24 protein-coding genes are annotated in these 25,397 nt (G+C 71.6%); 11 read left to right on the top strand and 13 right to left on the bottom strand.

The genetic code is table 11. The features are described from left to right. Window positions 1-9: 9 nt before the first annotated feature. The 4 genes from FHS22_RS01295 to FHS22_RS01280 form a co-directional block, all read right to left on the bottom strand. Window positions 10-1,845, bottom strand: coding sequence for a DUF4434 domain-containing protein (locus FHS22_RS01295; RefSeq protein WP_184937552.1), 1,836 nt, complete (start codon window positions 1,843-1,845; stop codon window positions 10-12). 69 nt (window positions 1,846-1,914) lie between these two features. Then, window positions 1,915-3,003 (bottom strand): glycosyltransferase, encoded by a 1,089-nt coding sequence (locus FHS22_RS01290; protein WP_184937550.1) that lies wholly within the window; start codon window positions 3,001-3,003, stop codon window positions 1,915-1,917. 20 nt (window positions 3,004-3,023) lie between these two features. Beyond that, window positions 3,024-4,298 carry a nucleotide sugar dehydrogenase gene (locus FHS22_RS01285; protein ID WP_338047547.1) on the bottom strand — a complete coding sequence of 425 codons (1,275 nt, stop codon included), beginning with the start codon at window positions 4,296-4,298 and terminating at the stop codon, window positions 3,024-3,026. A 129-nt stretch (window positions 4,299-4,427) separates the two neighbouring features. Beyond that, window positions 4,428-6,104: a glycosyltransferase family 4 protein gene (locus FHS22_RS01280; protein WP_184937548.1), complete on the bottom strand. Its 1,677-nt coding sequence runs from the start codon at window positions 6,102-6,104 to the stop codon at window positions 4,428-4,430. A gap of 57 nt (window positions 6,105-6,161) precedes the next feature. On the opposite strand from FHS22_RS01280, the gene wecB reads away from it, so the two are divergent. The 3 genes from wecB to FHS22_RS01265 all read left to right on the top strand — a co-directional run bounded on the left by wecB (window position 6,162) and on the right by FHS22_RS01265 (window position 10,088). Further along, a complete protein-coding gene (gene wecB, locus FHS22_RS01275) occupies window positions 6,162-7,343 on the top strand; it encodes a non-hydrolyzing UDP-N-acetylglucosamine 2-epimerase (protein WP_184937546.1) in 1,182 nt (393 codons plus the stop codon). A 61-nt stretch (window positions 7,344-7,404) separates the two neighbouring features. Then, on the top strand, window positions 7,405-9,477 hold the full coding sequence (locus tag FHS22_RS38875; RefSeq protein WP_184937544.1) for a glycosyltransferase family protein: 2,073 nt from the start codon (window positions 7,405-7,407) through the stop codon (window positions 9,475-9,477). 89 nt (window positions 9,478-9,566) lie between these two features. Next, the gene (locus tag FHS22_RS01265; protein ID WP_184937542.1) at window positions 9,567-10,088 is read left to right on the top strand and encodes an SRPBCC family protein; all 522 of its coding nucleotides are present in this window, start codon (window positions 9,567-9,569) and stop codon (window positions 10,086-10,088) included. Here the strand turns inward: FHS22_RS01265 and FHS22_RS01260 are convergent. After that, window positions 10,075-10,881: an SDR family NAD(P)-dependent oxidoreductase gene (locus tag FHS22_RS01260; protein ID WP_184937540.1), complete on the bottom strand. Its 807-nt coding sequence runs from the start codon at window positions 10,879-10,881 to the stop codon at window positions 10,075-10,077. The two genes, FHS22_RS01265 and FHS22_RS01260, sit on opposite strands and share 14 nt — an antisense overlap. Window positions 10,882-11,080: 199 nt before the next feature. Here FHS22_RS01260 and FHS22_RS01255 point away from each other — a divergent pair, with 199 nt between their 5' ends. The 3 genes from FHS22_RS01255 to FHS22_RS01245 are packed head-to-tail and all read left to right on the top strand — an operon-like array spanning window position 11,081 to window position 13,238. Beyond that, complete coding sequence (locus FHS22_RS01255; RefSeq protein ID WP_184937538.1) at window positions 11,081-11,674, top strand: TetR/AcrR family transcriptional regulator; 594 nt, start codon at window positions 11,081-11,083, stop codon at window positions 11,672-11,674. Continuing rightward, the gene (locus tag FHS22_RS01250; RefSeq protein ID WP_184937536.1) at window positions 11,671-12,408 is read left to right on the top strand and encodes a maleylpyruvate isomerase family mycothiol-dependent enzyme; all 738 of its coding nucleotides are present in this window, start codon (window positions 11,671-11,673) and stop codon (window positions 12,406-12,408) included. Before FHS22_RS01255 ends, FHS22_RS01250 begins: the two co-directional genes overlap by 4 nt. 26 nt (window positions 12,409-12,434) lie before the next feature. Continuing rightward, entirely contained in the window at window positions 12,435-13,238 is an 804-nt protein-coding gene (locus FHS22_RS01245) for an MBL fold metallo-hydrolase (protein WP_184937534.1), read from the top strand. Between the two features lie 663 nt (window positions 13,239-13,901). Here FHS22_RS01245 and FHS22_RS01240 read toward each other — a convergent pair. Both FHS22_RS01240 and FHS22_RS39110 read right to left on the bottom strand, forming a co-directional pair. Further along, window positions 13,902-14,156 carry a hypothetical protein gene (locus tag FHS22_RS01240; RefSeq protein ID WP_184937532.1) on the bottom strand — a complete coding sequence of 85 codons (255 nt, stop codon included), beginning with the start codon at window positions 14,154-14,156 and terminating at the stop codon, window positions 13,902-13,904. Between the two features lie 151 nt (window positions 14,157-14,307). Next, window positions 14,308-15,108, bottom strand: a complete 801-nt coding sequence (locus FHS22_RS39110) for a DUF559 domain-containing protein (protein WP_184937531.1) — start codon at window positions 15,106-15,108, stop codon at window positions 14,308-14,310. A gap of 410 nt (window positions 15,109-15,518) precedes the next feature. On the opposite strand from FHS22_RS39110, the gene FHS22_RS01230 reads away from it, so the two are divergent. Next, window positions 15,519-16,334 (top strand): HAD family hydrolase, encoded by an 816-nt coding sequence (locus tag FHS22_RS01230; RefSeq protein ID WP_221473079.1) that lies wholly within the window; start codon window positions 15,519-15,521, stop codon window positions 16,332-16,334. Window positions 16,335-16,648: 314 nt separating this feature from the next. Here FHS22_RS01230 and FHS22_RS01225 read toward each other — a convergent pair whose 3' ends face one another. The 4 genes from FHS22_RS01225 to FHS22_RS01210 all read right to left on the bottom strand — a co-directional run bounded on the left by FHS22_RS01225 (window position 16,649) and on the right by FHS22_RS01210 (window position 20,573). After that, the gene (locus tag FHS22_RS01225; protein ID WP_184937529.1) at window positions 16,649-16,903 is read right to left on the bottom strand and encodes a hypothetical protein; all 255 of its coding nucleotides are present in this window, start codon (window positions 16,901-16,903) and stop codon (window positions 16,649-16,651) included. A 716-nt stretch (window positions 16,904-17,619) separates the two neighbouring features. Beyond that, window positions 17,620-19,122: an SPFH domain-containing protein gene (locus tag FHS22_RS01220; protein WP_184937527.1), complete on the bottom strand. Its 1,503-nt coding sequence runs from the start codon at window positions 19,120-19,122 to the stop codon at window positions 17,620-17,622. A gap of 30 nt (window positions 19,123-19,152) precedes the next feature. Further along, on the bottom strand, window positions 19,153-19,353 hold the full coding sequence (locus FHS22_RS01215; protein ID WP_184937525.1) for a hypothetical protein: 201 nt from the start codon (window positions 19,351-19,353) through the stop codon (window positions 19,153-19,155). 191 nt (window positions 19,354-19,544) lie between these two features. Then, window positions 19,545-20,573 (bottom strand): acyltransferase family protein, encoded by a 1,029-nt coding sequence (locus tag FHS22_RS01210; RefSeq protein WP_184937523.1) that lies wholly within the window; start codon window positions 20,571-20,573, stop codon window positions 19,545-19,547. Between the two features lie 245 nt (window positions 20,574-20,818). Between FHS22_RS01210 and FHS22_RS01205 the strand changes: the two genes are divergently transcribed. The 4 genes from FHS22_RS01205 (at window position 20,819) to FHS22_RS01190 (ending at window position 24,554) form a co-directional block, all read left to right on the top strand. Continuing rightward, on the top strand, window positions 20,819-23,185 hold the full coding sequence (locus tag FHS22_RS01205; protein ID WP_184937521.1) for a sensor histidine kinase: 2,367 nt from the start codon (window positions 20,819-20,821) through the stop codon (window positions 23,183-23,185). 61 nt (window positions 23,186-23,246) lie between these two features. Continuing rightward, window positions 23,247-23,654 carry a roadblock/LC7 domain-containing protein gene (locus FHS22_RS01200; RefSeq protein ID WP_184937519.1) on the top strand — a complete coding sequence of 136 codons (408 nt, stop codon included), beginning with the start codon at window positions 23,247-23,249 and terminating at the stop codon, window positions 23,652-23,654. Continuing rightward, complete coding sequence (locus FHS22_RS01195; RefSeq protein ID WP_184937517.1) at window positions 23,651-23,998, top strand: DUF742 domain-containing protein; 348 nt, start codon at window positions 23,651-23,653, stop codon at window positions 23,996-23,998. The genes FHS22_RS01200 and FHS22_RS01195 overlap by 4 nt, the downstream gene beginning before the upstream one ends. Then, the gene (locus FHS22_RS01190; RefSeq protein ID WP_184937515.1) at window positions 23,979-24,554 is read left to right on the top strand and encodes a GTP-binding protein; all 576 of its coding nucleotides are present in this window, start codon (window positions 23,979-23,981) and stop codon (window positions 24,552-24,554) included. Before FHS22_RS01195 ends, FHS22_RS01190 begins: the two co-directional genes overlap by 20 nt. 84 nt (window positions 24,555-24,638) lie before the next feature. Here the strand turns inward: FHS22_RS01190 and FHS22_RS01185 are convergent, their stop codons facing one another. Both FHS22_RS01185 and FHS22_RS01180 read right to left on the bottom strand, forming a co-directional pair. Next, a complete protein-coding gene (locus tag FHS22_RS01185; RefSeq protein ID WP_184937513.1) occupies window positions 24,639-25,010 on the bottom strand; it encodes a DUF742 domain-containing protein in 372 nt (123 codons plus the stop codon). Beyond that, window positions 25,007-25,396: a roadblock/LC7 domain-containing protein gene (locus FHS22_RS01180; RefSeq protein WP_377296769.1), complete on the bottom strand. Its 390-nt coding sequence runs from the start codon at window positions 25,394-25,396 to the stop codon at window positions 25,007-25,009. Before FHS22_RS01180 ends, FHS22_RS01185 begins: the two co-directional genes overlap by 4 nt. Window position 25,397 lies beyond the last annotated feature (1 nt).

Genomic DNA, 25,397 nt, shown 5'->3' with positions numbered 1-25,397 from the left:
TTACACCGATCAGGAGGGGATGCGGACGTGCAACGGCTCGGCCGCGCTCCGCCCGTCGGCCGCGGCGACCTCGACGCGCACCCAGGTCTCCGGGGGCACCCGGGTCCAGTCGAACGGCACCCAGGCCGTCCCCATCCCGGTCGGCGTGTCGGGCGGCGGCGGCGCGAGGTCCACCCCGGCGATCGCGACGCTCCCGGGCGCGTCCTGCCCCTCCCAGGTGATCGTCACCTTGCCGCCCGCGGCGAGGTTGTAGCCGCGGATCTCGATGCCGTCCTGGATGTCGCGCGGGAGCCGTACGGCGTCCACCGGGATCGGCCGGTCGTGGTCGCCGGCGATCTCCTCGGACAGGGACGGGCGGCCGCAGGTGAAGAAGTCGCTCCACATGTAGGAGACGACCTTGGAGACATACCGGCCGACCTGGGTGACGGCCCGGTCGAGCCGCTCCTTGGAGGTGCGGCCCCTGGTCCCCGTACGGCTCCCGCACGACTCCGCCCCGGAGGGCTCGAACGCCTCCACGTTGGCCCAGAGCTGCACGTCGTGGCCCTGCTCCACCATCCGGGTGCGGGCTCCGGCCATCTCCCGGTAGTAGTCGCGGGTCGAGCCGTGGTAGGCGTCGCCGTTGCTGACGCCCTCCCCGACCACCGGGCGGAGCAGGTCGTCCACCGGCTCGTCGCGCTCGTCCGGCCAGAACAGCCCGACCTTGCCGGTGCCCCGGCTGTCCTGCGGCGCGATGATCCCGACCCCGGTCCTGGCCAGCGCCTCGAAGCCCGCCGCCGCCTGCCTGGGCGTGGCGCTGAACGCCTTCTTCTTGCGCGCCTCCAGGTAGGGACTGACCAGGACGGGTTTGTCCGGCATCACCTGCTCGACGATCTCGTGCTGCGAGGCGTAGACCTTGAGCGTCGGATGGTCGCCGGCCGCGGTCTCGGCGTCGTCCGAGCCGGTGTAGACCATGTCGCGCATCTGCAGCTCGAACGCCTGGTAGAAGCCGCCGAGCGAGGCCCGCCCCCGGAAGCGGGCGCCGTAGTCCTGCAGGATGCGCCGGGTGAGCGTGGTGAGGGTGTCGATGCCCCGCTCCGAGGCGCGGGTCATCTGGGCCGGGTCGCGCGGGGCCAGCGGCAGCGCGGGGAAGACCTTCATGCCGAACCGGTCGCCGAGGTCGAGCAGCTCGGTGAGGCTGTCGGTCTCCGCCGCGGCGACCAGGATCATGTGGTACTCGCGTCCGCCGGAGCTGAGGTTCTCGCAGGTGGCGTCGTCGCTGCCGTCGGCCGGGGCGATGATCCGGTAGAAGACCGCCCGGCCTGTGTGGATCTTCTTCTCCACGGAGGGGCAGCGGAAGATGTCCGGGCCGAACGCCTCGTCGGTCCGGTAGACGAACGTCCACCTGATCCGGTTGCCGGGGTTCAGCGCCTTCAGGTCGCGCTCGGCCGCCGCCATGCAGGACAGGCCGTCGTCCTGGCAGGGCTCGTACCGGGAGTCGATCCCGCCCTCGGAGTCGAGGATCCGGCCCTCGCCGTCGACCTCGCGGGCCTGCAGGCCCCAGCCGATCCGGATCACGGTGTCGCCGCCGACCTCGTGGATGGCGCGGAACTGCCGCCGCCAGGTGCAGTGGTCGGCGGTCGGGATGAGCCAGTAGCCGGTGACCGCGTACGGTGTGCTCGTCTCCGTGTCGAACGTTCCACACGGATCGGTGAACTCGCTCGGCCGGGGGGCGGGCGAGGCGGAGGAGGAGGACGCGACCGGCGGAGCCCCACCGGACGGGGCGGAGCCGTCGGAGGGCAGGACCAGCACGACGGCCGCCACCGCGGCGAGGATCGCCACACCGAGGACAGCGGTGAACCAGCGCACGTTCAGGACACTACCGTTCCGGTGATCAGGCAGGCGTAAGGAGGACCGGCGTGCGGGTCGCGCACGGGCTCAGCCCTTGACACCCGCCCACGCCTCCAGCTGGGCGACGAAGCGGCGGGCCGAGTTGGGCCAGTGGTGGTTCGCACGGGCGGCCGCATACCCGCGGGCGCCCTGGGCATGCCGCTCCCGGACGTCGTCGCGGAGGGTGAGCACGGCCTGCGCCACGGCCTTGGGGTCCCGCCAGGGCACGACCACGCCGCTGCCGTAGCGCTCGACCAGCTCCACCGCGCGCGGCGACGGAGTCGTGATCACCGGGATCCCGTGGGCCATGTACTCCACGATCTTCGTGGGCATGGAGTGGCGGTAGTTGGGCTCGTCGTGCAGGAGCGACAGGCCCGCCAGCGCGCCGTCGAGCCGCTTGAGCGCCTCGTCGTTGGGCATGAAGTCGCGCCACTCCAGCAGGCCCTCGGTCACCGCCTCGTTCAGCAGCGGCCGCGACTGCGGGTCGGCGTAGCCGATCAGCTCCACCGCCACCCGGTACGGCTGGAGCAGGCGGGCCACCTCGATGGCCTCGTGCACGCCGCGGGCCTCCGAGAGCCAGCCGAGGTAGACGATCCGGTCGTCGCCCGGCTCGGTGACGCCGTCGGGCACCCACGTCTCGTTCGGCACCACCAGGTGGGCGTCGCGGAACCGCCCGGCGTAGGCGGTCTCGGCCAGCAGCAGGTGCAGGTGGCGCTCGGCCGTGCCCTCCAGCAGACGGGCCAGGAAGCGCACCGGCGGCCGGAGGAAGGCGGGCAGCCAGGGCTTGAGCGAGAGCGTCGCCGGGGTGTCCTCGTGCACGTCCCAGACCACCGGGGGGCGCCTGCGCACGCCCGCCACCGCGAGCAGCAGCTCGGGGTCGTGGATGACCACCAGGTCGACCTGGTCCCGCATGCTCTTGAACACCTTGCGGGCGGCGCGCACGGCGGCGAACCGCCTGCGCTCCGCCGCGCGGGGCAGGTCGACCCCGTTCACCCAGGATCGCGCCATGACGCCCCGCGCGGTGTACGGCGCGGCATACGTGACCTCATGACCGGCATCCACGAGCGCGCGGATCTGCCGGTGCAGGATCCGGGCGTCCTCGGGGTGATGCACCACCGTCATGACGAGCACGTGCACTGCGCGCAGCCCCTTCGTCGCTAGAGCCGCTCGACGCGTTCACCCTCGGCGAGCACGCCTCGGGTGTCGAGCACGAGCCTGCCGTGGTCCTCGACGGTCGACAGGTCGAAGGCGGCGTGCTGCTGGAGCAGCAGTGTGATGTCCGCTTCGGCGACCGCCTTGGCGAGGTTCTCCTCGCGTGGCACCCGGGTGCCGTCCACCTGCCATTCCTTGACGTAGGGGTCGGCGAAGACCAGGTCGGCGCCGAGCTCCAGCAGGGCCCGCGCCACCGGCAGGGCCGGGGTCTCGCGCTCGTCGGCGATGTCGGGTTTGTAGGTGACTCCCAGCAGCAGCACCCGGGAGCCGTTGACGGCCTTCCGGTGCCGGTTGAGCAGCCGCTGCACGCGGGCCACCACGTAGGACGGCATCCGCTCGTTGATCTCCTGGGCCAGCTCCACGAACCGGAACGGGTAGCCCAGCTTGCGCACGGTGTAGGACAGGTAGGACGGGTCGACCGGGATGCAGTGGCCGCCCACGCCCGGGCCGGGCAGGAACTTCTGGAAGCCGAACGGCTTGGTGGCCGCGGCCTCGATGGACTCCCAGAGGTTGATGCCGAGCTCGTCGCAGAAGATCGCCATCTCGTTGACGAGGGCGATGTTGACGTGCCGGTAGGTGTTCTCCAGGAGCTTGGCCATCTCGGCCTCGCGGGTGCCGCTCACCGGGACGACCTGCTCGATGAACTGGGCGTAGAACGCGGCGGCGATGTCGCGGCAGGCCGCGGTGTAGCCGCCGACGACCTTGGGCGTGTTGCGCAGGCCGAACTTGGGGTTGCCCGGGTCGATGCGCTCGGGCGAGAAGGCGAGGTGGAAGTCCTTGCCCGCGGTGAGCCCCGAGGACTCCAGCAGGGGACGGGCGACCTCGTCGGTGGTGCCGGGCCATGTGGTGGACTCGAGGACCACCAGCGAGCCGGCCGAGAGGTTGCGTGCGACGGTGGCCGTGGCGCCCTCCACCGCGGACAGGTCGGGCCGGTGGTCCTCGTCCAGCGGGGTGGGGACGCAGATGACGATGGTGCGGCTTTCGGCCAGCACCTTCTCGTCCAGCGTCGCGGTGAAGCCGCTGGCCAGCATGTGCTCGAGGTCGGCGTCGGTCAGGTCGTCGATGTAGGAGCGCCCGGCGTTGAGGGCGTCCACCTTGCGGGGGTCGACCTCGAAACCGACGACGCGCAGCCCTGCCGCGGTGGCCTCCTTGGCCAGCGGCATGCCGACGTAGCCCAGACCGATCACGGCCAGGTCGTAGCCGGTCGCTGGGCCGGTCACTGGGAGACCCTGGGGAGCCGGAAACAACACTTCATGGTCGCAAAGGTTATCTCAACTCGGCACAAGCCACGCCTGATGCAACTAAACGCATCACAAACATGAAGGATGTCCGTGATTGTCACCCCGTCATCAACCGGCGATCGACCGGTAGAGCTCACGATACGTCTCCGCGACCCGGCTCCACGTGCGTTTCGCGGCGACCTCGGCCCTTCCCGCCTCGCCCATCAGGGCCCGCCGCTCCGGGTCGTCGCGGAGTCCGGCGACCGCCTCGGCCAGGGCCTCCGGGTCTCCGGGGGCGACCAGCAGCCCGGCGCCTTCGGAGCCCACGAGCTCCGACAGGGCGGGCAGATCGCTGAGCACGACGGGCTTTCCGAGCGCCATCGCCTCGACGGGTTTCAATGGCGTAACAAGTCGGCAAACCCGCAGGTCCTCGCGGGGGCAGACGAAGATGTCGATCGCCGACTGGGCCTGCAGGGCCTCGTCGGGCCCGACCCTTCCAGGCAGGATCGCGATGTCCTGCAGGCCGAGCGCCTCGACCTGCTCCAGCAGGGCCGGCCGCTCGGCGCCGTCGCCGACGAGCAGCACCCTGACCGGGGTCCCCCGGTCGCGCAGGAGGGCGGCCGCGCTGATCATCGTCGCGAAACCCTCGTAGGCCACGATGCTGGAGACCGAGCCCATGACCATCTCGTCGTCCGCGATGCCGTACGCCGCGCGGAACGCCGCGCCGTCGTAGGAGGCGGTCAGCAGCGAGTCGTCCACCGCGTTGGGCGCGAGGTAGATCTTTTCGCGGGGCACTCCCCGCTCGACGATCTCGGCGGCCATGGTCTCGGCGAGGGTGACCACGGCGTCGGCCGAGCGCATGATGAACGCCTCGCGGTCGCGCTGCAGCACGTGCCGCTGGCTGCCGACCCGCTTGGGGTCGCGGGAGGCCCAGGTCTCCTCCAAAAAGCCCCGCACCTCGTAGACCATGGGCGTGCCGGTCCGCTCCCGCACGGCCAGCGCCACCGAGCCGTTGCGGTGGTCGGTCGCGGCGTGGACCACCTGCGGCCGGAGCGTCCTGACCAGCTCGGTCACCTCGCCGGCGCCGCGGATCATCCGCCCCTGACTCTCGAACGGCACCTCGCCGCTGGGCAGCAGCCGGTGGTAGGGGATGCCGTCGAGCTCCTCGTACGGCGTGGCGTCGGCGTGGCCCTGCATCATCGGCCAGCCCCAGCTGGTGACGACGTGCGGGTCCAGGCCGGCGGCCTTCTGCGCCGTGACGATCCGGTGCGTGCGCACGGTGTAGCCGGCCTGGGTGTACGGCAGCGCGTTGGTGACGCAGTGCAGCACCCGGCCCTCGACCCGCTCGCCCACGATCACCTTGGACTTGGGCGGGATCGGGTTGGGCTGGATCGCGGCCAGCTCGCCGGCGTAGTAGGCGGCCCTGCGCTTGATGAACGGGTACTTGGAGTGCGTCCTGAGCACCTCGGCGGCCTCGGTCATCCGGCCGGCGTCGAAGTGCTCCTTGGCCTCGTTCCACGGCCCCTGGACCATGCGCATGCCCAGCTTGCGCACGGTGATCCTGAGACGGCGCGCGACGGGCCAGGCGACGCTGCCCACGACGGGGCGCAGCCGCGGCGGAAGCGCCTCCGCGGCGGCCTGCGCGACGCGCACGGGGTCGCTCTTGACCTTGGTCGCGACGACCCGGGAAACAATGATCGGATGCTGGGCGAACCCCTTGAGGAGGCCGCGCAGACCGGCACGCGCCGACTTCGCGGAAACCGTCGAGGGTGCTGAGGACTCCGGCCGACTGGCGTCAGGTACCACGGTCGTGACCGTACCATAGGCAACGTTTGCCCCACTCCCCCATGAAAGGCGAGGTCAATGAGGGACTCAGCCCCGTCGCAGGCGGCTCCGGCCCCCGAGAAGGCCCCCGAGAACCCCCTCGTCCTGCACGTGCTGGGCGCCCGCCCCAACTTCGTGAAGGCCGCCCCCGTCGTGCGCGGCCTCACCGACCTGGGGGTGCGGCAGGGCATCGTCCACACCGGCCAGCACTACGACGCGCTGATGTCGGACGTCTTCTTCGCCGACCTCGGGCTCCCCGACCCGGTCGCCAACCTGGGCGTCGGCTCCGGTTCGCACGCCCGCCAGACCGCGGCCCTGCTGACCGGCCTGGAGGAGGTCGTGCTGGAGCACGGCCCGGCGCTGGTCGTCGTCTACGGCGACGTGAACTCGACGCTGGCGGCGATCCTGGTCTGCGCCAAGCTCGGCGTCCCGACCGCGCACGTCGAGGCGGGCCTGCGCTCCTTCGACCGGGGCATGCCCGAGGAGGTCAACCGCGTCGTCACCGACGCCCTGTCCGACATCCTCTTCGCCACCTCGCCGGACGCCCTGTCACACCTGTCGAACGAGGGCGTGGACCCGGCGCGCGTCCACCTCGTCGGCAATCCGATGATCGACAGCCTCTTCTCCGCGCTCGACCGCCTCGACCCGGCGCCGGTGCGCGAGCGGCTGAGCCTGCCCGAGCGGTACGGCGTGGCCACCCTGCACCGCCCGGCCAACGTCGACGACCCGGCCGCCGCCAAGGAGCTGGTGGACGCCGTCCTGCAGGTGGGCGAGCGCCTGCCGATCGTGGTCCCGATCCACCCGCGCGGGCGCGAGCGCCTGGCCGCGGCCGGGCTGGTGACCGGCGGGAACCTGCTGATCGTCGACCCGCTGGGCTACGTGGACTTCCTCTCCCTGGTCCGGGGCGCGACCCTGGTCGTCACCGACTCCGGCGGCGTGCAGGAGGAGACGACCATGCTCGGCGTGCCCTGCCTGACCGTCCGGCCCAACACCGAGCGGCCGGTCACCGTGACCCACGGCACCAACCGCCTGGTCACCCCGGCCCTGCTCCCGGCCGCCGCCGACAAGGCCCTGGCCGACGGCGCGGCGACGCCTTCGGGCGAGCTGCCCCCGCTCTGGGACGGCAAGGCCGGGCCCCGGATCGCACGGGTGATCGCGTCCTGGCTGGCGGGGGAGAACCTCTCTCCGGCTTCGCAGGCCGTACCGCCCAAATCCCTGTAAAACACCTTTTTCCGTACGGCGCACGCCGTACGCTGGCACGACCCGGACGAAGGCGATTCCCATGACTTCCCCCGCGAGCGAAGAGACCCCCGAGGAGCCGGCGTTCCAGCGTCTCGGGCCGGTCAACTGGCTGCCCGAGGACCGCAAGGTCATCGAGCGCTTCGAGGAGCGCGTCCGGGACCTGGAGCGGCGCCTGGCGATCGCCGAGGCCCGGGCGGACTACGCGCAGTGGAAGCTGGAGTCCACCAAGGTCCAGCGCCCGTACCGGGTGGCCGAGGCGCTGACGGGGTCGAAGGGGGCGCCGGGACTGGTCCGGCTGCCCCGGAAGCTGAAGGCCGCGATGCGGCCCCGCAAGGGGCCCGCGGCGCCGCGGCCGGTGGCGGAGGTCGCCAGGGAGCTCGACGACCGGGGACCGGCCGTGGACGTGCCCCAGGTGAAGTGGCCGGCCGGGCCGATCGTGCGGCCGGACATGAAGGTCGCGGTCATCCTGGACGACTTCTCCCGGATGGCGTTCAGGTACGAGTGGGACCAGATCGAGTTCGGGCTGCGCGACTGGCCGGAGGTCTTCGCCGAGCGCCGGCCCGAGCTGCTGTTCGTGGAGTCGGCCTGGCACGGCAACCAGGGCCGCTGGCGCTACCAGATGACCGGGACCAACGCGCCCAAGCCCGAGCTGCGCGCGCTGATCGACTGGTGCCGCCAGGAGGGGATCCCGACGGTCTTCTGGAACAAGGAGGACCCGCCGAACTTCGACTTCTTCATCGACACGGCCAAGCTGTTCGACTACGTGTTCACGTGTGACGGCGACATGGTGCCGAAATATCGTGAAATTCTGGGGCACGACCGGATCGACGTCCTGCAGTTCGCGGCCCAGCCCCGGGTGCACAACCCCATCCAGGAGAAGCAGGGCCGCCTGCACGACGTGGTCTTCGCGGGCATGTACTTCCGGGACAAGCACCCCGAGCGCCGCGAGCAGATGGAGACCGTCCTCAACCCGATCCGCGAGCTCGGCCTGCACATCTTCGCCCGCAACGGCACGGTCGACGAGAAGTACGCCTGGCCCGCCAAGTACGTCCCGCACATCGTGGGCGAGCTGCCGTACGACCGGATGCTGGCCGCGTACAAGATGTACAAGGTCTTCCTCAACGTGAACTCGGTGCTCGACTCGCCGACCATGTGCGCCCGCCGGGTCTTCGAGCTCTCGGCCTGCGCGACCCCGGTCGTCTCCGGCTGGTCCCGGGCCGTCGAGGAGACGTTCGGCGAGCTGGTCCCGATCGCCCGCGACGAGCTGGAGTCGTACAACCAGGTCCTGCATCTGGTCAACAGCCCCGAGCTCCGCGCCCGACAGGGCCACCTGGCCATGCGCGAGGTCTTCGACAAGCACCTGTTCTCGCACCGCGTGGACCAGATCCTCCAGCTCCTCGGCAAGCCCGTCGCACCGCGGACCCGCTCGGTGTCCGTGGTGCTGCCCACCAACCGGCCCGCCCAGATCGAGCACGCCATCTCCTCCGTGGCCCGGCAGATCCACCGGCCGCTGCAGCTCGTGATGGTCCTGCACGGCATGGACATCGACCCGGTGGTCGTCGCCGACAAGGCCCGCATGGCCGGGATCTCCGACGTCGTGGTGCTCCCCGCCGACCCGTCGATGTCGCTCGGCGCGTGCATGAACACGGGCATCGCCGCGGCCGAGGGCGAGCTGATCGCCAAGATGGACGACGACAACCTGTACGGCGCGCACTACCTGTCGGACCTGGTCCGCGCGTTCGACTACTCCGAGGCCGAGCTGGTCGGCAAGGGCGCGCACTACGCCTACTTCGAGAGCCGCAACACCACGATGCTGCGCATGCCCGGCCTGGAGCACCGCTACGCCTGGCTGGTCCAGGGCGGCACGTTCCTCGGCAAGGCCGACATGTTCCGGCACTACGGCTTCGAGGACGTCACCCGGGGCGAGGACACCCGCCTGGTCCGCCGGTTGAAGGAGGACAAGGTCAAGATCTACTCGGCCGACCGGTTCAACTTCGTCTACTGGCGCAGCGGCGACCCGGCGATGCACACCTGGCAGCCCGACGACCACAAGCTCACCCGCGGCGCGCAGTTCTCCTTCGTCGGCCGCCCCGAGGCCCACGTGATGATCTGACCGCCTCCCCGGCGGCCGGGGCGTTTTGCGGCATGCCCGTACGGAAGCGTATGGTCCGACCTGACCATACGCTTCCGTACGGAGATGAGATGCAGAACATCCAGCACCGGCTGATCGACGCGCCGGCGGACGGCCTGGGTGCGCTCCTGGACCGGGTGGCCACCGGCGACGACCCGCTCTGGCCCGCGCCCGCCTGGCCGCCGCTCATCCTCGACGCCGGACTGGCTCCCGGCTCGCGCGGCGGCCACGGCCCGATCCGCTACAGCGTCACCGAGTACGAGTACGGCCGTCGCGTCCGGTTCTCCTTCGACCGGGAAACGGGAATCGACGGGTACCACGAGTTCCTCGTCACCGCCGAGGGACCCGGCCGCTGCCGCCTCACCCACACGATCGACGGCGCCCCGCGGGGGCGCATGCGGCTGCTGTGGCCGCTGGCGATCCGCTGGCTGCACGAGGCCCTGGTCCACGACCTCTTCGACAACGCCGAACGTGCCGCGACCGGCCGGCTGGGCGGGCGCCCCGCGCGCTGGTCGCCGTGGGTGCGCCTGCTGCGGCGGACGCTGGGCGCCCGGCCGCGGAGAGGGCGGGACACGAGCCTCAGACGGCCTTGAGGAACCCTCCGTCGACCACGAACTCCGCGCCGGTCGTGCTGCCCGAGCGCGGGGAGGCCAGCAGGGCCACCACATCGGCGATCTCCTGCGGGTCCACGAGGCGTCCCGTGGTCAGGCCCATCATCTCGGGAGCCACGCTCTTCAGCACGCTCTCGCGGTCCGTCCCCGCCTGGCCCGCGATGATGTCGGCCGCGCCGCCCTCCTCGGTCCACCACGCCGTGAGGACCGGCCCCGGGGAGACCGTGTTCACCCGGACGCCCTGGGGACCGAACTCCTCCGACAGCGCCTTGGTGAGGTTGTTCATACCCGCCTTGGCCGCCCCGTAGTCGACGTTCATGGGGGCGGGCTGCCGGGCGCTGCCCGAGGAGATGTTGACGATCGCCCCGCCGCCCCGCCGGAGCATCTGCGGGATGGCGGCCCGGATCGCGCGGACGGCCGAGAAGAGGTTGAACTCGAACATCTCCCGCCAGTCGTCGTCGGTGGGCGCCATGAACGAGAAACGCGGCAGCTTCACTCCGGGCGGCGGGCCTCCGGCGTTGTTGACCAGGACGTCCACCCCGCCGAACTCCTCGACCGCCCGCGCCACGACCCGGCCGGGGGCCTCCGGGTCCATCAGGTCGACCGGGACGTGCACCAGGCTCCCGCCGGCCAGCGCGTCCAGCCCGGCGCTCCTCCCGCGGGAGGCGGCCACCACGCGCATGCCCTCCGCCAGCAGCGTGCCCGCCACGGCCAGCCCGATGCCCTTGGACGCCCCGGTGACGACGGCGACGCGGCCGGACAGTTGCAGATCCATGAGTCCTTCTCCCTGCTCATTACCGGGTTCCCGCCCGTACGGCGGGCCATGGACTCGAAGGTAGTTCGATCACCGGACCGCGTCCGGCGGCCACCGGACGTGCAACTCCGGCGGGATTCGGACCTCGCACCGGTCCGGTGCCGCATCCTTGACATCCTCCTAACGCGATATGAGAATCCTAACTGTGTTAGGAGAAGCGATGCGCGATAGGAAATCCGAACGGCATGCGCGGACCAGGGCGGAGATCCTCGACGCGGCGTGGGAGACCGCCCGCGCCGAAGGTCTGGCCGGCCTGACGTTGCGGGACGTGGCCCGCCGGGTAGGAATGCAACCTCCGTCGCTGTACTCGTACTTCGCCTCCAAGGACGCCGTCTACGACGCGATGTTCGCCCAGGGGTGCCGGGAGTTCCTGGAGGGGCAGGCGCGGACGGCGCTGACGGGGGACGCGCTGGCCGACCTGAAGGCCGTCGCCCGCTACTTCATCGGCTTCTGCACCGAGAATCCGACCCGCTACCAGCTGCTGTTCCAGCGGACCGTCCCGGGGTTCGAGCCGTCCGCCGAGTCCTTCGCCGTCTCCGAGGAGGGGCTGAAGGCACTGCGGGGGATGCTGGCCGGCATCGGAGTCACCGACCCGGAGGCGCTGGACCTGCTGACCGCGCTCGGCACCGGCCTGGCCGACCAGCAGATCTCCAACGACCCGGGCGGGGACCGGTGGATCCGGCTGATCGACGAGGCCATGGAGATGTACTTCGCCCACATCTCGAAACGCATGAAAGCAGGTGACGCACCATGACCGTCACACAAGCCCCGCAGATCGAGCACCGGCAGGCGGCGGCCCTGACCGCCGCCGAGAACGAGCGCTTCGTCGGCCTCGTCCGCTCGCTGGGTCCCGGCGACTGGTCCGAACCGACCGACTGCCCCGCGTGGGACGTCCGCGCGATGACCGGCCACGTGCTCGGGATGATGGAGTTCACCTGCTCGGTGCGGGAGTTCGTGCACGTCATCCGCGCCGGGGAGAAGGCCGCCGGCGAGCGGCCCGCCATCGACGGCATGACCGAGGTGCAGGTCGCCGAGCGCGCCCACCTGACCCGCGAGCAGCTCCTCGCCCGGCTGGCGGAGGCGGCGCCCCGCACCTCGCGGATCCGCCGCATGCTGCCCGCCCCGCTCCGGTGGATCCCGATGCCGCAGGAGAACGAGGGGGTCACGGAGCACTGGCGGCTGGGCTACCTGTTCGACGTGATCCTCACCCGCGACACCTGGATGCACCGCGTCGACATCTCCCGCGCGACCGGCCGGGAGATGGTGCTCACCGCCGACCACGACGGCCTCCTGGTGGCCGACGCGGTCGCCGAGTGGGCGCGCCGCCACGGCAGGCCGTACGTCCTCACCCTGCACGGCCCGGCGGGCGGCACGTTCCGCGACGGAGACGGCGGCGAGGAGATCGCCCTCGACGCCGTCGAGTTCTGCCGGATCCTGTCCGGCCGCGGCACCGGGTCCGGACTGCTCGGCCAGCCGGTGCCTTTCTGACACGACCACCCAAGGAGGGCGGACCCGTGGAGATCCACCGCCTCACATCCGACATCAGCGTCCTGAGCGACCCGCTCCCCGTGCCCGGGATCGGGTTCCTGACCGTGAACTGCTTCGTCCTGCACGCCTCCGAGCCCGTCGTCGTCGACACCGGCCTCAGCCTGCCCGACCGGAACCTCCTCGACGCGCTCGGCTCCGTCGTCGATCCCGAGGACGTACGCTGGATCTGGCTGACCCACCCCGACCGGGACCACACCGGCGGCCTGTTCGACCTGCTCCGCGCGGCTCCGCAGGCGAAGGTGGTGACCACCTTCATGAGCATGGGGATCATGACGACCGAGCGGCCGATCCCCCCGGACCGCGTCCACCTGCTCAACCCCGGCCAGCCCTTCGACGCGGGCGACCGCATGCTGACCGCGTTCCGGCCGCCGCTGTACGACAGCCCGGCCACCATCGGCTTCTTCGACCACGCGTCGCGGGCCTGCTTCAGCTCGGACTGCTTCGGCGCCCCCCTGCCCTCGGCGGAGCTCGCCGCGAGCGACGACGCCGGGGACGTCCCCGCCGACGAACTGCGCGCCGCCCAGTTGCTCTGGGCCGCGGTCGACAGCCCCTGGGTGCACCTGGTCGACCGACCGGCCTACCTCGCCACCCTCCGGCCCCTGCACGCCGCCGACCCCGACGTCATCCTCAGCACCCATCTGCCGCCCGCGGCGGGGCGCACGTCGCAGTTCCTGGACACGCTCGCGGCGGCGCCGGCCGCCGAGCCGTTCGTCGGCCCCGACCAGCAGGCGCTGGAGCAGATGCTCGCCGAGTTCGAACCCGCGGGTTGAGCCGTCGCGGCCCGGCGGTGGGCAGGTCGGGTTCTCTGCGATCTCCTGGCTGGGGTCGCGGCTGCGGTGGGGTCGTCTGTTGGGTTCTCGGTGGGGTCGTCTGTTGGGTGCATGGTCGCGCTCCGCGGGTGGTTGTTCCGGCCGGTTCGTCGCAGCGGGCCTCTGGTACGGCCGGGCGGCGGCCTGCCGGGCGCGCGGGGTTGCGCCTTGGACACCGGCCGGAACAACCACCCGCTCCGCACTCCTCGCCCGCCGCCGCACCGGGTGCGGGCCGTATGGATGCGGCCCTTTCCCGGACGAGCACGGTGCCCGCCGAGGCTGAAGCGATCCGCGCGGGTCCGGCGCATGGTCGCTCGCCGTCGCCTGGCGGCCACCCGTGGCGGGAAGGAGCTCACGGCGGGCCGCCGCAGGGAGTCACCACCCGCCCGCACCCCCGTGCGGGCAGCACCCCCGTGTCCGCACCGCCGTGCGGACGACACCCCGTGCCCGCACCCCCGTACCTGCACTTCCCGTGCCCGCACCCCCGTACCTGCACTTCCCGTGCCCGCACCGCCGTGTCCGCGCCCCCGTGCGAGCGGCACCCCCGTACCTGCACTCCCGTGCCTGCACCCCGTGCGGGCGGGCGGTGTGTGGGCGGGTGATGTGCGGCCCTCAGCTGCGGGGTCAGACGCTGAAGGGGCCCTGGTACTCGGTGTAGTCGGAGACGCCGTCGCCGTTGAGGTCGACGCGGACCTCGTCGGTGTAGCCGTCGCCGTTGTGGTCGAGGTAGACGACGTCGGTGACGCCGTCGCCGTTGACGTCGTAGCGCTCCTCGTCGGCCACGTAGTCGCCGTCGGTGTCGATGAGCTGGGCGTCGGTGCCGCCGTCGCCGTCGGTGTCGTAGTAGTCGGTGGTGGTGACGTCGAAGTCGGCGCTCATCTGCGTGCTCCCCGTATCTGCTCGGTGTGGGTACGTCAGATAAGAGGCGCGATCGGAAGGGTTTGTTACAGCGGACTTCCAAGATTTTCCGGGGGTCCGCCATCGATCATGACGGCGTGGTGGAATCCCGCCGCCGGATTACACCACGCCGTCATGATCGATGGGCGGCGGCACGTCGGAGGATGCGGGCGATCTCCTGGACGATCAGTTCGGGGGCGCCGTACATCGCCTGCTTGGTGTAGCGGCGGAGCTGCCAGCCTTCCCGGAAGATCTCGTTCTGGCGCAGCACGTCCTTCATCCACCGCTTGTCGTGGTTGTCGCCGTCGTATTCGATCGCGAGTTTCGCCGTGGGGTAGGCAAGATCCACCCGCGCCAGGAGCAGACCGGTCTCCTCGCAGATCTCGAACTGGGAGACCGGCTGCGGCAGGCCCGAGCGCACCAGGAGCAACCGTAGCCGGGTCTCCATGGGGGACTCGGCCAGCGGATCGCTCAGCGCCACGATCTCAGGAAGTCGCCGCACCCCGCGCCGCCCTGGGTGCCGGGCGGCGAGGGCCGCCAGCGCCGCGGGTGTGAAGTGGCGCCGGATCCTGGTCCTGGCCAGTGCATCGACGATCACGACCGCCTCCGTCAGGTCGGGTTCGGCCCTGGCCAGGTCGAAGGCGATGCGAAGGGGAGTCAGGACAGGGACGCCGCGGACGCGGGTGATCTCCTCGGGGTACGGCTCGGCGTGCCGTACGGTGATCCCGGCACGCGAACGCATGGCCGCGTCCGGTGGGATGACCACCTCGATCGGCATCGCCGTACCGCTCCCACCGGCCGACACGCCACCCGGCAGAAGGTCCACGCCGTGCAACCACGCGCCCGCTCGCCCGCCGATCGCGCCCCCGGGAGGAAGGAGCAGCGCGACGGCGGCCGCACGGACTTCCAGAGTGACCTCAACGCTGCGATGCACATAGATATCGGTGAATATCCGGGTCCAGCAGGGATTGCGCAGCTCGTTCCGGGTCAGAAGTCCTGCCCTCATGGCCCGCGAACCCCGGAACGGGCTCTCCCGGAGTTCGTCGGGTACTCGCAGGCGGCGCGGCACTCGGAGAGTTTCCCAGCTGGGAAGCCACCCCGCCCCGGATTCGAGACTTCCGGCAGCCGATCATGAGGGTGCGGCCGGCTCCTGCCGGCCAGGGGCCCGTATCGGAACAACTCGTCGATCGGGGGATTTCCTCACCGAGGATCGATCGCCCGCTCCGGCGGAACAGGCATCCGGCCTGGCTCGATCGGCCGCATTTCGGCCATGGCGGCTTCCGGAGGCAAGGCCGGCACTCGGCCGCCGCCGTGAACCGGCCACCCTCGCGGATAATCTCGATCATGACGATCCCCCGGATGATCGCGACCGACCTCGACGGCACTCTCCTGCGCAGCGACGGGACGGTCTCGGGCCGGACCCGCCGGGCACTTCTCGCCGCCCGTGACGCGGGAGCCGAGGTGGTGTTCGTGACGGCCCGGCCGCCCCGGTACGTGGACGCCATCGCGGAGATGGTGGGTTGCGTCGGGACCGCCGTCTGCAGCAACGGGGCGATCGTCTACGACGTCGCAGGCCGACGTATCATCGGCACGAACGCCCTCAGCCTGGACGTGACAGAGAAACTGGTCGCCTCCCTGAAGACCGCCCTGGCCGATGTCACCTTCGCGGTAGAGACAGGGCATCGCGTTGTCTGCGAGCTCTCCTACAACGACGGCCGGGACGTGCACGGTGAGACCCCGTTCAGGCTGCCGACGCTGGAGCGCGTGCTGCGGGAGGCGGATCCCATCGTCAAACTGCTGGCCTGGTCGGCGTCCCAGGAGGCCGACGCGATGTGCGAGATCGCCCGTCAGGCGGTCCGGAGACAGGCGGAGATCACATACTCGGGCGGTAAAGGGCTACTGGAGGTGAGCGCTCCCGGCGTCACGAAAGCCGGAACGCTCGCGGGACTCTGCGAGCGCATGGGCATCACCCCCGCCGAAGTCTGGGCCTTCGGGGACATGCCCAACGACCTTCCGCTCCTCGCCTGGGCAGGGGTCCCCCACGCGATGGGCAACAGCCACCCGGCCGTCCTCGCCGCCGTAAGCCACCGCACGGCGTCCAACGACGAAGACGGGGTGGCCCAGGCGCTTGAAGCACTGTTCGGCATTCGGGGGCGTTGAAGAACCCGCAGGACCTTCTGGAGCGCGCCCCGGCGAAAAGCCGTCACCGCAGAGTGGACCGCGCCGCCGACAGCCGCCCGATATCTCTCGTTGGGAGCCCAGGGCGGGGCGCCGTAGCCCAGCGGTCATCGTGCGGGCCGATTCAGAGGCGGCCTCCGCAGGGAGGCCGGGCGAGCCGGCGGCCAGAAGAACCCGGCCCGGTGGTGCGGACGGCAAGGCCGCCCGGAGAGGTCGGGCGGCCGGGGCTCTTCGGGGACCGGGCGGTCAGGAGGAGCCGCCCGCAGAAGGCAGGCGGTGCGGGGCCCCTACGGGCGTCAGACGCTGAAGGGGCCCTGGTACTCGGTGTAGTCGGAGACGCCGTCGCCGTTGAGGTCGACGCGGACCTCGTCGGTGTAGCCGTCGCCGTTGTGGTCGAGGTAGACGACGTCGGTGACGCCGTCGCCGTCGGTGTCGTAGCGCTCCTCGTCGGCCACGTAGTCGCCGTCGGTGTCGATGAGCTGGGCGTCGGTGCCGCCGTCGCCGTCGGTGTCGTAGTAGTCGGTGGTGGTGACGTCGAAGTCGGCGCTCATCTGCGTGCTCCCCGTATCTGCTCGGTGTGGGTACGTCAGATAAGAGGCGCGATCGGAAGGGTTTGTTACAGCGGCCTTCCAAGATTTTCCGGGGGTCTGCCATCGATCATGACGGCGTGGTGGAATCCGGCGGTGGGATTCCACCACGCCGTCATGATCGATGGGCGGCGGCACGTCGGAGGATGCGGGCGATCTCCTGGATGATCAGTTCGGGGGCGCGGATCGGGCCTGGCCGCCGGTGGCGCAGCCCTCCCTGCGGCGGCCCGCCGTGAGCTCCTTCCCGCCACGGGTGGCCGCCAGGCGACGGCGAGCGACCATGCGCCGGACCCGCGCGGATCGCTTCAGCCTCGGCGGGCACCGTGCTCGTCCGGGAAAGGGCCGCATCCATACGGCCCGCACCCGGTGCGGCGGCGGGCGAGGAGCGCGGAGCGGGTGGTTGTTCCGGCCGGTGTCCAAGGCGCAACCCCGCGCGCCCGGCAGGCCGCCGCCCGGCCGTACCAGAGGCCCGCTGCGACGAACCGGCCGGAACAACCACCCGCGGAGCGCGACCATGCACCCCCGAGACGCCCCCACCGCAGCCACGGTGACACTCCCACGCGAAAAGGCCCCGCCGGAGCGCAGGGCGGGACCCCCGCAGGAGCGCGAGGACGGCTGCTCCGGGCATACGGAGGCCCCGGCCACCACGGGGCGCGAGGCGGCCGGGGCCTCCGAGGAGGTCAGGACGCGGTGTCCACGCCCTTCTGGGTGACCTCCGGTGCGGAACCGTTCGGCGTCGGAACGGCGGCGGGGGTGCCGCCGTTCAGGAGGGAGCGGGCGAGGCCGAGGCCGGTGCCGCCGAGGGTCAGGGCCTTGGCGAGCATCTCCTCGATGCCCTGGGCGCCGTTCAGCACGACCATGTGGTCCACGTTCCCGAACGCCTTGGAGCCGGCCTCCACGATCCTGGGCCAGTTCTCGGCGAGCTGCTGGGCGATGACGGCCTCCTGGTTCTCGGCCAGGGCCTCGGAGCGGGCGCGGATCGCCTCGGCCTCGGCCAGGCCCTTCGCCTTGGCCGCCTCGGCCTCCGCGAGACCCTGCGCCCTGGCCGCCTCGGCGGCGGCCAGGCCGCGGGCCTTCGCGGCCTCCGCCTCGCCGAGACCGGTCGCCTTGGTCGCCGCCGCGGAGGCCTCACCGCGGAGCCGTACCGACTCCGCCTCGGCCGCGGCGGCCTGCTTGACCTGGGACGCCTGGGCGACGGCGCGCAGCTCGGTCTCGCGGGCCTCGGCCTCGGCCTGGGCGATGCGGGCGTCGCGCTCGGCCTGGGAGAGGGTCACGGTCTCGTAGGCCTTGGCGTCGGCGGGCTTGCGGACCTGGGCCTGGAGCCGCTGCTCGGCCAGCGCCGCCTCCAGTTCGGCGGCGCGGGTCTCCTGGACCACGACCTCCTGGCGGGCCGAGGCCTCCGAGAGCGGGCCGGCCTGGCGGGAGCGGGCCTGGGCCTGGTCGATCTCGGCCTGGTAGGAGGCCTGCTTGATCTGGGCGTCGCGCCAGGCCGCGGCCTTGTTCGCGGCGGCGATCTGCTCGGCCTCGGTGGCCTCCTGGTCGCGCTGGGCCTCGGCGATGCGGGCGGCGGCGGCGATCTTGGCGGCGTGCGGCTTGCCGAGGTTGGTGATGTAACCGGTCTCGTCGTCGATCTCCTGGATCTGCAGGGAGTCGACGATCAGACCGAGCTTGATCATCTCGTCGGCGGCCGAGGCGCGGGTCTCGCCGGTCAGGCGCTCGCGGTTGAGGATGAGGTCCTCGACGGTCAGGTTGCCGATGATGGAGCGCAGGTGGCCGGTGAACAGCTCGTGGATCGCGCCGTTCATCGAGTCCTGCTGGTCGAGGAAGCGGCGGGCGGCGTTGGCGATGGAGTGCAGGTCGTCGCCGACCTTGTAGATCACCACGCCCCGCACGACCACCGGGATGCCCTGCTGGGTGACGCAGGAGACCTGGAGGTTGGCGGCACGGCTGTCGAGGCGGAGCCGGCGGGCGGTCTGGAAGCCGGGCAGCACCGCCGTGCCCTTACCGGTGACGATCTTGAAGCCCAGGCTGTCGGCCAGTTCGGACTTCCCCCGGGCGCCCAGGCCGGAGATGATCAGCGCCTCGTTGGGCTCGGCCACCCGCCAGATGGCCTTGAACAGCAGGATGAGGACGAGGACGGCGGCGACGGCCACCCCGCCGATGACGAGGAATTCCGTAGGCATCGTGACCTCCACGGTGCGGGAGAGGGGGAGTCAGGCGAGCGCGCGGGCGACGTAGACGGTCCGGGGCGGGAAGTACTCCACGACGATGACGATCGAGCCCACGGAGATCTCCTCGTCGGGGATGGTGGGATGCGCGTAGAACGCCTCGACGCCCCCGCGGATCTGCACCATCACCTCGCCGACCAGACCAGGGCCGATCCTGCCGGTGACCCTGCCCTGCTTACCGACCACCCGACGCTCCCCGTCATGTAACCGACCAGAATCCCGAACCGGACGCTACTCCGACATGCCCGGCTCCACCACCCACCGTGCCCCCGGAGCAGGAGAAGCCCGGGCCCGCCGGCCCCGTTCTCGCCTGTGCCCCGACAACGACCGGACCCCGTCCCGCGTTCCTGACCGTCCGGTCGTCTTCCTCCCGCGCCTCAGCCGGGACGCCGGAGGCGGGTGAAGGCCCAGCTCATCCGGGGCTCGACGGCCCAGCGGGCCACCCGCCGCACCGGCGGCGTGCACAGCAGCGCGGCGAGCCCGACCCCGGCGGCCGCGACGGCGGCCACCCCCGGCACGGTCTCGGCCCAGTCGCCGTAGAACCGCTCGGCGACCTTCACGACGAACCCGTGGAGCAGGTAGGCGTACATGGTCGCCGCGCCGAGACCGGAGTACCAGGTCCGGCGGGACGGGGTCACGGCCAGGAACGCGGCGACCAGGACCACTCCGGCGGCCAGCATGCCGAGCCGGATCAGGCTCCCGGTGAGGTCGTCCACCCCGATCGCCGCGTTCGTGTGCCGCCAGCGGATCCACTCGGTCCTCACCCCGTCGTGGACGGCCGGCGCCGCCGCGGCCCCGGCCGCCAGCGTCACCGCTCCCGCGATCCGCACCGCCCGCAGCCGGAGCCGGGCGAAGTGCTCGGGCCTGAGCATCAGGCCGAGCACGTAGAACGGGAGCAGCCCGAGTGTGCGGTTCATCGACAGCTCGTCGGGCAGCGCGCTCGTCCCCGACAGCAGCGAGAGCCCCACCGCGACCGCCAGCGGCCACCTGAGCTGCTGCCAGACCGGCGTGGACAGCCGCCACAGGAACAGCGACATGAGGAACCAGGTCAGGTAGTACGGGTCGAGGAGACTGATGTCGAGCCTGCCGTACATGATCAGGCGGGGCAGGGCGTAGGCCAGCTCGAAGATCACGTACGGCACGGCGAGCGTGCTGATCAGCTTGCGCGCCTTGCCGGACGAGAAGGTGAAATTTCGCGACAGATAACCGCTGAGCACGATGAACAGCGGCATATGGAAGACGTACACGTAGAAGTACGCCGCGTGCGCCACCCCCACGTCCCGCAGGTCCTCGATCAGGTGCCCGGCGACCACCAGCGTGATCGCCAGGAACTTGGCGTTGTCGAAGAACGGGTCTCGGGCGGCCTCCCGCGGGAAGGCCATCCGGACGGGGCTGGCGACGCTCACAGCCCCCGGACCCTAGCGAGGCCGCCCCGAACCTCCGGCCAACGCCGGGTGAATCCCCGGGGAACTCCGCCCCGGGGCGAGCGCACCCGGCGGCAGGCCCGCTGCCAGGGAGAACGCAGGATGTGCCGATCCTCCACTGCGCCGAAACCTTAATCGGTGCTAGTCTCCTGTCCGATCTTCCGGAGGCGCATTTCATCCCCGAACCGCGCAAGCCTCCACACACTCAGAGGTTGGGACGAGTGGGCATGGGCTCTGGAAACCGCTCGATTCGGTTCAAGATCTCTTTGCTGCTGCTCCTGCCCCTGCTCTCCCTGAGCGCCCTGTGGGGCTTCGTGCTCAACCTCACCGCCGGCGACGGCGCCGCCCTGCTCCGGGCCGACGCCCTCTACGAGACGGTCGGCGTGGCCTCCACCGAGCTGGGCGCCCAGCTCCAGGCCGAGCGCTCCCAGTCGTCCGTGGCGATCACCTCGCGCATCCTCACCAGCGGGATCGGCGAGCAGCGCACCCGCACCGACCGGGCCGCCGACCGGTTCCGGGAGGCCGTGCGGACGTACGAGCCGGGCACCGCCGAACTCCGCGTCTCCCTGAGCGAGACGCTCAGCAAACTCGACGGGCTCCGGGAGATCCGCGACGGGATCGACGACGGGCAGAGCACCCGGCTGAGCGTGCTGTCGGGCTACAACCAGATCCTGGACTCCGTCTTCCTCCTGTACGGCCAGCTCGTCGCGGTCCCCGACCTGGTCGTCTTCCAGCAGGCCACGGCGGTGCAGGTGATGGGCAACGCCCGGGAGATGATGGCCAGGGAGAGCGCGCTGATCAGCGGTGCGCTGATCGACTCCCGGCTCTCCCCCGAGGAGCGCACCGCCTTCGCCGAGTACGCCGCCACCCGGGAGTTCCTGCACGCGCGCGGCCTGTCCGCGCTGGACGTCACGCTCGGCAGGCCGTACCGGGAGACCCTCAACTCCACCGCCTTCGAGAAGTTCACCGCGATGGAGCGGGCCATCGTCTCGGCGACCGGCGACCGGCTGCCCGCCGAGGCCGAGCGCTGGCTGGAGATCGCGAACCCGCTGACGAACTGGCTCGACCGGCTCGGCGCCGCCGCCGGGACCACGCTGGCCGACCAGTCGGGCTCACTGGCCACCGGCATCGTGATCCGGATCTCCGTCGCGGGCGGCGCCGGCCTGATCGCGGTCGTCGCCTCGATCGTCATCTCGGTCCGCTTCGGCCGCCGCCTCGCGGGCGAGCTCGCCGACCTCCGCTCCACCGCGCTCGACCTGGCGGACGTACGGCTCCCCCGCCTGGTGACGCGGCTCCGGCACGGCGAGGAGGTGGACGTGGAGGCCGAGGCTCCGATCATCGAGGCGAAGGGCTCCGCCGAGATCCGCGACGTGGCCCGGGCCTTCGGATCGGTGCAGCGCACCGCGGTCGAGGCCGCGGTCGACCAGGCCCGGCTGCGCCACGGCGTCAGCCAGGTCTTCGTCAACCTGGCCCGCCGCAAGCAGGGCCTGCTCCACCGCCAGCTCACCCTGCTGGACGGCATGCAGCGCCGGGCGACCGATCCCGACAGCCTCGACGACCTGTTCCGCCTGGACCACCTGACCACGCGCATGCGCCGCCATGCGGAGGGCCTGATCATCCTGTCCGGCGCGGCGCCCGGCCGGGCGTGGCGCAGGCCGGTGCCGGCGATCGACGCCGTCCGGGCGGCCATCGCCGAGGTGGAGGACTACAAGCGGGTCAACGTGGCGCCGCTGCCCGAGGTCCTGCTCGACGGGGAGGCCGTCGCCGACATCGCCCACCTGCTCGCCGAGCTCGTCGAGAACGCCACGGTCTACTCGCCGCCGCAGACCGTGGTCACCGTGCGCGGCGAGATGGTGGCCAACGGGTTCGCCGTCGAGGTCGAGGACCGCGGCCTGGGACTGGGCCCGGTGGAGTACGCCGAGATCAACGCGCGGCTGGCCGACCCGCCGGAGTTCGACCTGGCCGACAGCGACCGGCTGGGCCTGTTCGTCGTGGGCCGGCTCGCCACCCGGCACGGGATCCAGATCGTCCTGCGCGCGTCGTCGTTCGGCGGCACCACGGCCATCGTGCTCATCCCCCGCGGGCTGATCGCCGAGGACTCCCCGGCGATCTCCATCACCGCCGAGCGGGTCGCCGGACGTCCCGCCGGGCTCTCCGAGACGGCCGCCGCGGCGGCGCTGGCCCCGGCCCCCTCCGGCACCGGCCTGCCCCGCCGTACCAGGACGGTCCCGCGCACCCCGGCACCGGCCTCCCCGCCCCTCGCCGCGCCGACGCTCACCGTGGTGGCCGACACCGACGCACCCGGCGCGGCCGCCGGCACCGGCGCGCCGGTCCGCGAGGCCACCGGCCCCGGGAACCTGCCCCGCCGCGTACGGCAGGCGAACCTCGCCCCCCAGCTCCGCCAGGACGCCCCGGCCGCTCCCGCGGAGAGGCCGCAGGAACCCGTGGAACCCGGGCAGGAGCCGCCGGCCGGGCGCTGCCCGGAGGAGGCCCGCGCGCTGTTCTCCGCCTTCCAGGCGGGCACCCGGCGCGGGCGCGAGGACCACGGAGACGACTTCGCACCCCATAAGAGCGGCGAGAGGGAGGACACGTGACCGGGCGGAGCGAAGGCGCCGGACACGGCATCATGGTCACAAGTCCTACGGAGGAGGTCACATGGCCGGAAACCTGAGCAAAACCGGCGAGCTCAACTGGCTCCTCGACGACCTGATCAGCAGGGTGGGCGCGGTACGGCAGGCGGTGATCCTGTCCACCGACGGGCTCGCCGTCGGTTTCTCCCAGGGCCTCAGCCGGGAGGACGCCGAGCATCTCTCCGCCGTCGCCGCCGGCTTCCAGAGCCTGGCGCGCGGGGCGGGGCGCCACTTCGGCGGCGGCGACGTCCGCCAGACCATCGTGGAGATGGAATCGGCCTTCCTGTTCGTCACGGCCGCCGGGCAGGGAACCTGCCTCGCCGTGCTGAGCAGTTCCGACGCCGACGTCGGCCACATCGCCTACGAGATGGCGATGCTGGTCAAGCGAGTCGGACAGCACATATCTGCCAATCCACGCCAAGGCCTGTCATGACCCGCTGGATGGATGAGGAGGCCGGGCCGGTGGTCCGGCCCTACGCGCTCGTCGGAGGCCGTACCCGGTCCTCCGGCGACGCGCTGGACCTGGTCGCCCTGGTCACCGCGACCGGGACCACTCCGTCCGGCGGGTTCGTCCCCGGACCGGAGCAGGAACGCATCCTCGCCCTGGTCACCACCGCGACCTCGGTGGCCGACGTCGCCTCGGAGATCGGCCTGCCGCTCGGCGTGGTCCGGGTCCTCCTGGGCGACCTGCAGGACCACGGCCTCATATCCATCGGACGCGCCTCGGCGAGTGAGCGCATTCTCAAGGAAGTGATCAATGGACTTCGAGCCCTCTGACGAACCCGTCGCGCTCAAGATCCTCATCGCGGGCGGCTTCGGTGTGGGCAAGACCACGCTCGTCGGCGCGATCAGCGAGATCCGCCCCCTCCGCACCGAGGAGGTGCTCTCCGACCGCGGCATCGGCATCGACGACACCGACGGCGTGGAGGGCAAGACCACGACGACGGTGGCGATGGACTTCGGCCGCATCACGATCAGGGAGGGGCTGGTCGTCTACCTGTTCGGCACGCCCGGCCAGGAGCGGTTCTGGTTCATGTGGGACGAGCTGTCCTACGGCGCGCTGGGCGCGGTCGTGCTGGCCGACACCCGGCGGCTGACCGACTGCTTCCCCTCGATCGACTACTTCGAGCAGCGCGGCACGCCGTTCATCGTCGCGGTCAACTGCTTCGACGACGCCGACCGCTACGACGCCGAGGACGTGCGCTCCGCGCTGGACCTGGACCCCGACGTCCCGGTGCTCATGTGCGACGTACGGCGCCGCGCGTCGGCCAAGAACGTGCTGATCACGCTCGTCGAGCACTCTCTGAAGGTGCTGACCGCGAGCCAGTCCTAGTCCCGCACGGGCGTACGCCGCGGGGCTCCCCTCCGTCTTCCCGGAGGGGAGCCCCGCGGCGTACGCATGCCCGTCAGCGATCCCTCACAGGGCCCGCAGGCCGTTGATCACTTCCTGCAGGAGGCTCTGCGCGGGCGAGGCGGCCGCGGGCATCGGCTGCCGGACCAGGATCAGGCCCTGGTCGAGGAGGTCGCCCAGCAGCACCCTGATCACTCCGATCGGCAGCTCCACGTCCGAGGCGATCTCCGCGATCGGCCGGGCCCGGCCGACGAGGCCGAGCAGCTTCCGGTGCTGCGAGCCGAGGTGCGCCCGGGGCGAGACGGCCGCGCCGGTCGCCACCACCATCGAGAGCAGGTCGAACGCGGTCGAGGACGGCTTGGTCCGGCCGCCGGTCATGGCGTAGGGGCGGACGACCGGTCCCGCCTCCTCGTCGATCCACTCGATCTCGCCGCTCATTGCCCCGCCGCCCGGGGGCCGGTGGCGAGGTGCTGCCCGACCCGGCCGACCAGCCGGGCCATCTCGTAGGCGATCAGGCCGACGTCCGCGGCGCCCGTCGTCATGACGCACAGGCAGCTTCCCTGCCCGGCCGAGGTGACGAACAGGAACGCGGAGTCCATCTCCACCATCGTCTGCCGTACGGCTCCACCGCCGAACTGCAGGCTCGTTCCCTTGGCCAGGCTCTGGAAGCCAGAGGCCACCGCCGACAGGTGGTCGGCGTCCTCCTTGCTCAGTCCTCTCGACGAGGCCACCATCAGCCCGTCGTTGGACAGGATCAGCGCATGCGAGACGTCCGCCACGCTCGTGACGAAGTCGTCCAGCAGCCAATACAGCTCACCCGGCACG

This window comes from Thiemannella venezuelensis (genome assembly GCF_014203605.1).
Taxonomy (GTDB): domain Bacteria; phylum Actinomycetota; class Actinomycetes; order Streptosporangiales; family Streptosporangiaceae; genus Planomonospora_A; species Planomonospora_A venezuelensis.
The sequence above is the reverse complement of the archived record's forward strand: the minus strand, read 5'-3'. Positions and strand labels throughout refer to the sequence as shown.